We start from the raw sequence: 8011 nt of genomic DNA on the forward strand, positions 1-8011 counted from the left end.
CTTGTTCTACCCCTCCAGCGCCACCCCCAGCTCGTCGAGCAGCGCCAGCACCTCGTGCGAGGCCTGGTTGAGGCGGTCGATCTCCTCGCTCGCCTCGTCGAAGTGACCGGCGACGTGCAGCTCCAGCGCCCGCTTGCCGTGGGCGTGCACCCGCTGGTGCGGATCCAGCAGCTTGCCGAAGGCGGGATGGCCGCGCAGCCGTTCGTCGCTGACCGCGTCGTACCACTTGCCCAGGCGGCAGGTGTGATGGTCGGCCAGCCGGTCGGCGGTCAGCTCGCTGCGGTCGAGCAGGCGTTCGACCACGCTGCGCTTGAAGCGGACGTGGTCGTTCTTGGCCACCTCGATGATGGCTTGCGCCCCGCCCTCGGCGGCGAATTCCTCGACCCGGGCGTCGAGAATGCGGCTGGCATTGGCCATGGCCTCAAGCACCGCGCCGATTTCCTGGTAGTTGGCGTTGGCCAGGTGGGCGATGCGGGCGGTTCCCGCCGACACCTCCTGCGCCGCGGCGGTCTGCTGGCCGAGGATGCCGGCGATGTCGCGCATGTGGCCGGTGACCCCGTCCACCCTTGCGGCGATGGAATCGAGCCGGCCGGTGACCTGATCGACGGCGTCGCGCCCCGAGCGGGCTGCCGCCTCGCTCTGGCCCATGGCGCCGATGGCGGCGCGCATCTCCTCGGTGACGGCGCCGATGCGGCGGCGGATGTCCTCGGTGGCCTTGCCGGTCTGGGTGGCCAGGCCCTTGACCTCGGAGGCGACCACGGCGAAGCCCTTTCCGGCCTCGCCCGCCCTGGCCGCCTCGATGGTGGCGTTGAGCGCCAGCAGGTTGGTCTGGGCGGCGATGGCCTCGATCTGGTCGATGATGGCGCCGATCTGGTTGGTGGCCTCGCCCAGCGCGGAGATCTTGCCCGAGACGTCGGAGACCGATTCCATCATGGCGTCCATGCCGCCGCGGGCGCTGCCGGCGGCCTCGACGCCGTCGCGGGCGGTGGCTTCCGCCTCTCCGGCCTCGGCCGCCGCGATCTCGGAATTCTGGGCGATGGTGTGGACCGAGGCCACCATCTCCTCGACCGCCGCCGCCATGCTCTGGCTTTCCGAGGCCGACTGGCGCACGTCGCCCATCATCTTGGCCAGCACCACGCCGGCCTCGTTGGTCTCGATGGCGGCGCCGACCACGCCCTTCAGCTGGGAGATCATGCCGATGCGCAGCCGCTCCTGGCTTTCCGCCAGTTCGGCCATGGCCTGGGCGCGCTCCTGCTCGAGCACGTGGGTGCGCCGCGCCTCGTCGCGCACCACCTCGACGGCGCGGACCATGCGCGAAATCTCGTCGTCGCCGCTGGCGGGCGGCAGATCGACGGCGAAGTCGCGGCGGGCGATGCGGTCCATGGCCGCGGTCATGGCTTTCACCGGCCGGGCGACGCCACGGGCGATCAGCACGCCGGCCAGCGAGGCCAGCAGCACCGCCCCCAGTCCGACCAGGACCATGGTGCGCCGCGCCTCGCCCAGCTGGACGGCGTAGTCGCGGGCGTCCATGGCGATTTCGACCACCCCCAGCGGCTCGCCGCTGTAGTCGGAGACCGTGCGCCCCAGCACGGCGATGCGGCCGCCGCCGGCGGCCACGGTCTTGCGCACCACCTGGCCGGCGGCGGCCTGGGCGACCTCGGCGGCGGAAAGATGGTTGCCGTCGCCGAAGGTGCCGGCGAACACCTTGAACACCGAGGGGTCCTTGACGTCGGGCACGTGCAGGGCGAGATCGATGCCATGCTCGTGCTTGAAGCGTTCGAAGAAGGCGGCGGCGAAGGTCAGCCCGAACTCCACCGAGCCGACATGGGTGCCACCGTCCATCAGCGGCACCAGGCCGCGGATGCCCAGCCCGGCGACGCCGTATTCCAGCCCGCGGGTCGGGGCCTTGACCTGATTGGTGCGGATGATGGTCTTGCGGATGGCGGTCAGGTCGTCGCCGAACTTGGCCGGGCTGTGGACCCGCAGGAACGAGGTGGCCGGCGGCAGGTGGAACTGGAACTGCTCGACCCCGTAGACCTGCTTCATGGTCTTGAAGCCGGGAACGAACATGGCCGACAGCATGGCGCGGTCGCCCGTGGCCACCGCCTGGGGGATGCCGGGGATGCCGGCCACCACCGCCGCCATGGCCTCGGCCTGGTGCGAGGCGGCGTTGATGGCATCGACGAACTGGCCGTAGCGGCCGTTCAGCTCGCGCTCCTCGGCCTGCTCGACCAGATGGGCGGAATAACGGGTGCCGGCGATACCGGTCACCAGGACGGCAAGCAGCGACACCGCGGTGAACCCGCCGGCAAAGCGGGCCGTCAGTCCGAACACCATGGCTTTTCCCCCTCACGCCCGAGTATCTGTAATTCCCACAATTCTACGGTTTACATTTCAGGCATGAATCTGTCGAAGCAAATTATGACCTGGACCAAGGTATGTGCCGGTTGGGTCCTGTGGCCGGCGGCGGTGGCGTTTTTCCTGGCGGCGGCCGTGCCGGCCAGGGCGGAAGCGCCCGGGCTCGGCCTGCCGCTCGACTGCCGGCTGGGCGAGACCTGCTGGCTGATGAACTACGTCGATACCGATCCTGGTCCGGCCGCCGCCGACTTCCGCTGCCGTGCCCGCAGCTATGACGGTCACGGCGGCACCGACTTCGCTGTGCGCGACCGCACTGTCGCCGCCACCGTTGTGGCCGCCGCCGCCGGTACGGTGGCGGGGCTGCGCGACGGCGAACCGGACGGCGCCTTCCTGGCCGGCGGCCGCTCCTCGGTGGCCTCCAGGGAATGCGGCAACGGCGTGGTGCTGCGCCACGGCGACGGCTGGGAGACCCAGTACTGCCACCTCAGCCCCGGCTCGGTGACGGTGACGTCCGGCCAGGCGGTGACGGCGGGGACGCCGCTGGGCCGCGTCGGCCTGTCGGGGATGAGCGAGTTCCCCCATGTCCATCTCGAACTGCGCCACCAGGGGCGCCGCATCGACCCCTTCACCGGCGGCGCGGCGGATGGCGGCTGCGGCACGGCTGGGAACGGCCTGTGGCGCGACCCGCTGCCCTATCAGGGTGCCACGCTCTATGCCGCCGGCTTCGCCGACCGGGTGCCCGACAAGGATGCGCTGAAGCGCGACGCGGCGACGCCGGCGACGCTGTCGAAGGCCGCCCCGGCCCTGGTGCTGTGGGGGGCGCTGTTCGGCATCGAGGGCGGCGACGTGGTGCGCCTCACCCTGACCGCGCCCGATGGCACCGAACGGCTGCGCCGCGACGCCGACCCCGCCGCCAGGACCCAGGCCTGGCGGTTCGAGGCGGCCGGGATCAAGGCGCCGGCGGGCGGGCTGGCGGCCGGAACCTGGCGCGGCACGGTGGAGCTGCGGCGCGGCGGTGCCGTGGTCGAGGCCCGCTCCGTCGCGGTCGAGGTGCGGCCGTGAAGCGCCCCGCCGCCCGCCTGCTGAAGATCGTCTTCGGCTGGGCCTTCATCGTGCTCGGCGTGCTCGGGCTGTTCCTGCCGATCCTGCAGGGGGTGCTGTTCCTGGCCATCGGCCTGGCCATCCTGGCCCAGGAACAGCCGTGGGCGCACCGGCTGCTGATGCGGCTGCGCCACCGCTTCCCCCACGCCGCCCATGTGCTCGACGACGCCCGCCACAAGGCGCAGGATTGGCTGCACCGGATCACCGCGCGCCGCCGCCGTCCCCCGCGGCCCGACCCCCCAACCCCCGACCCGCCAGACGGTCCGCGCGCATGATCCGCGTCGTTCTCGCCCTCTGCGCCGCCGAGGTGGCGACCATGGTCGGCGTCTTCGCCTTCCCCACCCTGCTGCCCGTGTTCATGGCCGAATGGGGGCTGTCCAACACCCAGGCCGGCTGGATTTCCGGCATCGGCTTCGCCGGCTATGCCGCGGCGGTGCCGGTCTTGAGCGCGCTGACCGACCGCATCGACGCCCGGCGCATCTATCTCGGCGGCGCCCTGCTGGCGGCGGTGTCGTGCCTGGGCTTCGCCTTCACCGCCGAGGGCTTCGCTTCGGCCCTGGCGTGGCGGGCGCTGGCCGGGATCGGGCTGGCCGGCACCTACATGCCGGGCCTGCGCGCTCTGGTCGACCGCACGCATGTCGAGCACGTTGGGGGACCGCGCCAGGCCGCCTGGATCAGCTGGTACACCGCCAGCTTCTCGCTGGGTACCAGCGTCTCGTTCCTGGTCTCGGGCGTGGTCGGCGAGGCGTGGGGATGGCGGGCCGCCTTCGCCGTCTCCGGCCTGGCGGCGCTGGCGGCGGCGGGCGTGGCGCTGGCGCTGAAGCCGGTGCCGCCACCGCCGGCCACTCCGGCGCCGCTGCTGGATTTCCGCCCGGTGCTGCGCAACCGCCGGGTGCTCGGCTACACCCTGGCCTACGGCGCCCATGTGTGGGAGCTGTTCGGCATGCGCAGCTGGATGGTGGCGTTCCTGATCTTCGCGGCGGCCCAGGCCGGCGGGCCGGCGCTGCCGTCAGCGACCCTGGCCGCCACCCTGGCGGCGCTGCTGGCGATGGGGTCGAGCATCGGCGGCGCCAGCCTCGCCGCGCGGTTCGACCGCCGCACCACCTGCTCCGCCTTCGCCCTGATGTCGGCGGCCGTGGCCGGCGGCATCGGCTTCACCGCCGGCTGGCCCTACGGAATCGTGGTGGCGCTGATGCTGCTTTACAACCTGTTGATCCAGCTGGATTCGGCGGCGCTGACCACCGGCGCGGTGCTGGAATGCGACCCCAAGCGGCGGGGCGCCACCATGGCGGTGCATTCGCTGCTGGGTTTCGCCGGCGCCTTCGCCGGGCCGCTGGCCTTCGGCGCCGTGCTCGACCTGGCCGGCGGCCAGGACAGCCGCCTCGCCTGGGGCCTGGCCTTCGCCAGCCTGGGCGTGGTGGCGGCGCTGGGGGCGCCGGCCCTGGCGTGGTCGCGGCGGGGTTAGGTTTCGGCCAGTATTGCCGCCAGGCCGTCGCGGTAGCTCGGATAGGCCAGCCTCACCCCCAGCTCGCGCTTGATGCGGCCGTTGTCGATCCGCTTGTTGTCGGCATAGAACGAGGCCTGCATGGGGCTGAGGGTGTCCTTCGCCTCGTCCCAGGGAATCTCGGGCGGCGGCGCCACGCCCAGCAGGGCGCAGGCCTGGGCGATGACATCCTGCGGCGGCGCCGGGTCGTCGTCGCAGACGTTGTAGGCGGCGCCGGGATCGGGGCGCGCCATGGACGCGGTCACCACCGCCGCGATGTCGTCGACATGGATGCGGCTGAACACCTGGCCGGGCTTGACGATGCGCTTGGCCCGGCCCTCGCGCACGGTGTCGAGGGCCGAGCGCCCGGGGCCGTAGATGCCGGCCAGGCGGAACAGGTGGACCGGCAGGCCGCTGGCCAGCCACGCCGCCTCGGCGGCCGCGCGGCGGCGCGAGCGCTCCAGGGTGGGGCGGATGGGCGCGGTCTCGTCGATCACGGCGCCGCCGCAATCGCCGTACACGCCCGTGGTGGACAGATATCCGGCCCACCGGATCGGCAAGGCCCGCAGCGTCTCGCCCATGACGTCGAGCACCGGGTCGCCGGCCTCGTCGGGCGGCACCGAGGACAGCAGGTGGGTCACCCCGGCCACGGCCTCGGGGGGGAGCGGATGGTCGCGGTCGAAGGCGAACATCTCGACACCCGCCAGCTCAGGCGACGCCTCACCCGAGCGGGTGGTGCCGGCGACGCTCCAACCCGCCTGCACCAGCCGGCGGGCGATCACCCGGCCGGAAAAACCCAGCCCGAACAGGAAGAAGCGTCCTTCCATCGCAATCACCCCTTGTCACTTTGGTCCATCACGTCACACTAATGTCGGAATCTCGCCGTTCATAGGGGTCCATGCGTATCTCCGTCCTCATCGCCCTGCCGTTGCTCGTGGCCGCCCTGGCGGCCCGGGCCGAGACCATCGACGCGCCGCTGGAATACCGGGGCTGCATGGCCCTGGCCAAGCAGCAGCCCGAGCAGGGGTGGGAGGAGGCGCTGGCCTGGCAGTCCCTGGGCGGCGGCGAGGCGGCGCGCCATTGCGCCGCCGTGGCGCTGATCGGACTGGGCAAGCACAGCGAAGCGGCCAGCCGGCTCGAGACCCTGGCCAACGAGAGCGTGCGCGAGGACCATGTGCGCGCCGAGATGCTGGCCCAGGCCGGCCAGGCCTGGCTGCTGGCGGGCAACGTCACCCGCGCCGATTCGGCGCAGCGGGCGGCGTTGGTGCTCGCCCCCGGCACCCCCGACCTGATCCTCGACCACGCCGTGCTGCTGGCCCAGGTGCACCATTACGCCGAGGCGGTGGACCTGCTGTCGGACCTGCTGCGGCGCCAGCCCAACCGCATAGAGGCACTGACCTTGCGGGCCAGCGCGTTCCGCTATCTCGACAACCTGCCGGGGGCCGAGGACGATGTGAACACCGCGCTGAAGCTGGACCCCGATTTTCCCGACGCGCGGCTGGAGCGCGGCATCATCCGCCGCCTCAAGGGCGACACCTCCGGCGCCCGCGAGGACTGGCTGCACGCCATCGCCATCCTGCCCGAAGGCGATGCCGCCGATGCCGCCCGCCGCAACCTGGAAATGCTGGACGTCAAGGTGAAGTGAGATGCAGACCAAGCCCGCCTATGCCGTCGCCGCCGGCACCTTCGTCGCCCTCGAGCTGGACGGCCGCCGCAGCCTGTGCCTGAAGGTGGAACGGGTCGGCAAGGAACACATCAACCACTTCGTGGTGCCGCTCGAGCCCCTGGACGACCGCCGCCAGGCCTGCCTGGTCTATGTCGATCCGGAACTGCCGCTGACCCCGGTCGAAGGGGTGTCCTTCGCCTTCGAGGACGGCGCCGAGGAGACCGCGCCCGACGTCGGCGACATCTTCCTCAATCCCTTCGGCGCGGTGATGAAGGTGCTGGACGGCCCCAAGTCGCAGCGCCTGCACGCCTATGTGGACGTCACCACCGGCCAGGCGCGGGCGCGCATGGAGCGCCATATCCGGCGGTTGCTGGAGTGGCGGCTGCAGCGCGTGTGATGAAGAAAAGGTTAAGTTCCAGTTCCGTGAAATAGTCATGGTGACATGAAATATTGCTGACAGCGCGATTCGTGTTCTGTTAGCGTCGAATGCATCGGCGGTTTTGATGGACGAACCCGACTTGTCCAAGCTTCAGGCGCCCGTTCCTTCCGCACATCCGCCCGCAGCCGCGGGTATCGGGCCTTCGTCCCGCCGATCCGTTTCCGTAACAGGCCTTCCCGTGGGAAGGCCTTTTTTGTGCCTGCCTTCCAGCGTCCACCGAGGGAGAGACTAATGGCCAAGCGTGCCGCGCGTAGCGCCGTGCAGAACAAGTCGGAATCCGTCGTCACCCTGTATCCGGCGGAAGCCGAATGGAGCCCGCTGGGCGAGGAGGCGGGGCGCGACCAGAGCTACGTGCGCAAGGTGCGGCCGCAATCCGAGGGCCAGCGCCAGCTGATGGAGGCGATCCGCACCCACCACCTGTCGGTGGCGCTGGGGCCGGCCGGCACCGGCAAGACCTATCTTGCCATCTCGGCGGCGGTGGAGGCCTTCGAGGAGGGCAAGGTGTCGCGCATCATCCTGTCGCGCCCGGCGGTGGAGGCCGGTGAATCCCTGGGCTTCCTGCCCGGCGACATGCAGGAGAAGCTGGCCCCCTACCTGCGCCCGCTCTACGACGCCCTGTCGGACCGCCTGGGCGGCAAGCGCCTGCGCGCCTGCATCGCCGACGGCACCATCGAGGTCGCCCCCATCGCCTATATGCGCGGGCGCACCCTGAACAACGCCTTCGTGGTCATCGACGAGGCGCAGAACTGCACCTACGGCCAGATCAAGATGATGCTGACCCGCCTGGGCTGGCACTCCACCATGGTGCTGACCGGCGACCCCGACCAGACCGATCTGCTGCCCGGCATCTCGGGCCTGGCCGACATCGCCGAGCGGCTGCGCGCCCTGCCCGAGGTGGCGGTGGTGGCCCTGGCCGAAGCCGACATCGTCCGCCACCCGCTGGTGGCCAGCATGCTGACGGTGC

The 8011-nt window shown here is 71.3% G+C and carries 8 protein-coding genes; 6 read left to right on the top strand and 2 right to left on the bottom strand.

All coding sequences use genetic code 11. From position 1 onward, the window contains the following. Positions 1–6: 6 nt before the first annotated feature. The gene (locus MTBUT4_RS04250; protein ID WP_173978420.1) at positions 7–2337 is read right to left on the bottom strand and encodes a cache domain-containing protein; all 2331 of its coding nucleotides are present in this window, start codon (positions 2335–2337) and stop codon (positions 7–9) included. 84 nt (positions 2338–2421) lie between these two features. Here MTBUT4_RS04250 and MTBUT4_RS04255 point away from each other — a divergent pair, with 84 nt between their 5' ends. From MTBUT4_RS04255 to MTBUT4_RS04265, 3 genes are read left to right on the top strand one after another with little or no spacing between them, the layout of a single operon-like run. After that, complete coding sequence (locus tag MTBUT4_RS04255) at positions 2422–3420, top strand: M23 family metallopeptidase (protein WP_173978421.1); 999 nt, start codon at positions 2422–2424, stop codon at positions 3418–3420. Continuing rightward, entirely contained in the window at positions 3417–3734 is a 318-nt protein-coding gene (locus MTBUT4_RS04260; protein WP_173978422.1) for a PGPGW domain-containing protein, read from the top strand. The genes MTBUT4_RS04255 and MTBUT4_RS04260 overlap by 4 nt, the downstream gene beginning before the upstream one ends. Beyond that, positions 3731–4924 (top strand): nitrate/nitrite transporter, encoded by a 1194-nt coding sequence (locus MTBUT4_RS04265; RefSeq protein WP_254434733.1) that lies wholly within the window; start codon positions 3731–3733, stop codon positions 4922–4924. The genes MTBUT4_RS04260 and MTBUT4_RS04265 overlap by 4 nt, the downstream gene beginning before the upstream one ends. On the opposite strand, the gene MTBUT4_RS04270 is transcribed toward MTBUT4_RS04265, so the two are convergent. Beyond that, positions 4921–5769: an SDR family oxidoreductase gene (locus tag MTBUT4_RS04270; RefSeq protein ID WP_173978423.1), complete on the bottom strand. Its 849-nt coding sequence runs from the start codon at positions 5767–5769 to the stop codon at positions 4921–4923. The genes MTBUT4_RS04265 and MTBUT4_RS04270 overlap by 4 nt on opposite strands. 71 nt (positions 5770–5840) lie before the next feature. Between MTBUT4_RS04270 and MTBUT4_RS04275 the strand changes: the two genes are divergently transcribed. The 3 genes from MTBUT4_RS04275 to MTBUT4_RS04285 all read left to right on the top strand — a co-directional run. Beyond that, positions 5841–6587, top strand: coding sequence for a tetratricopeptide repeat protein (locus MTBUT4_RS04275; RefSeq protein ID WP_173978424.1), 747 nt, complete (start codon positions 5841–5843; stop codon positions 6585–6587). A gap of 1 nt (position 6588) precedes the next feature. After that, on the top strand, positions 6589–7005 hold the full coding sequence (locus MTBUT4_RS04280; RefSeq protein ID WP_173978425.1) for a hypothetical protein: 417 nt from the start codon (positions 6589–6591) through the stop codon (positions 7003–7005). Positions 7006–7278: 273 nt separating this feature from the next. Further along, a partial coding sequence (locus tag MTBUT4_RS04285; protein WP_173978426.1) for a PhoH family protein occupies positions 7279–8011 on the top strand: 733 nt, incomplete at its 3' end.

It is taken from the genome of Magnetospirillum sp. UT-4 (assembly GCF_902729435.1).
GTDB lineage: Bacteria > Pseudomonadota > Alphaproteobacteria > Rhodospirillales > Magnetospirillaceae > Magnetospirillum.

Excerpts from the sequence above, each read along its gene's own strand:
- MTBUT4_RS04250 (WP_173978420.1), bottom strand. The coding sequence starts at position 2,337 with ATGGTGTTCGGACTGACGGCCCGCTTTGCCGGCGGGTTCACCGCGGTG.
- MTBUT4_RS04280 (WP_173978425.1), top strand. The coding sequence starts at position 6,589 with ATGCAGACCAAGCCCGCCTATGCCGTCGCCGCCGGCACCTTCGTCGCC.
- MTBUT4_RS04275 (WP_173978424.1), top strand. The coding sequence starts at position 5,841 with ATGCGTATCTCCGTCCTCATCGCCCTGCCGTTGCTCGTGGCCGCCCTG.
- MTBUT4_RS04270 (WP_173978423.1), bottom strand. The coding sequence starts at position 5,769 with ATGGAAGGACGCTTCTTCCTGTTCGGGCTGGGTTTTTCCGGCCGGGTG.
- MTBUT4_RS04265 (WP_254434733.1), top strand. The coding sequence starts at position 3,731 with ATGATCCGCGTCGTTCTCGCCCTCTGCGCCGCCGAGGTGGCGACCATG.
- MTBUT4_RS04255 (WP_173978421.1), top strand. The coding sequence starts at position 2,422 with ATGACCTGGACCAAGGTATGTGCCGGTTGGGTCCTGTGGCCGGCGGCG.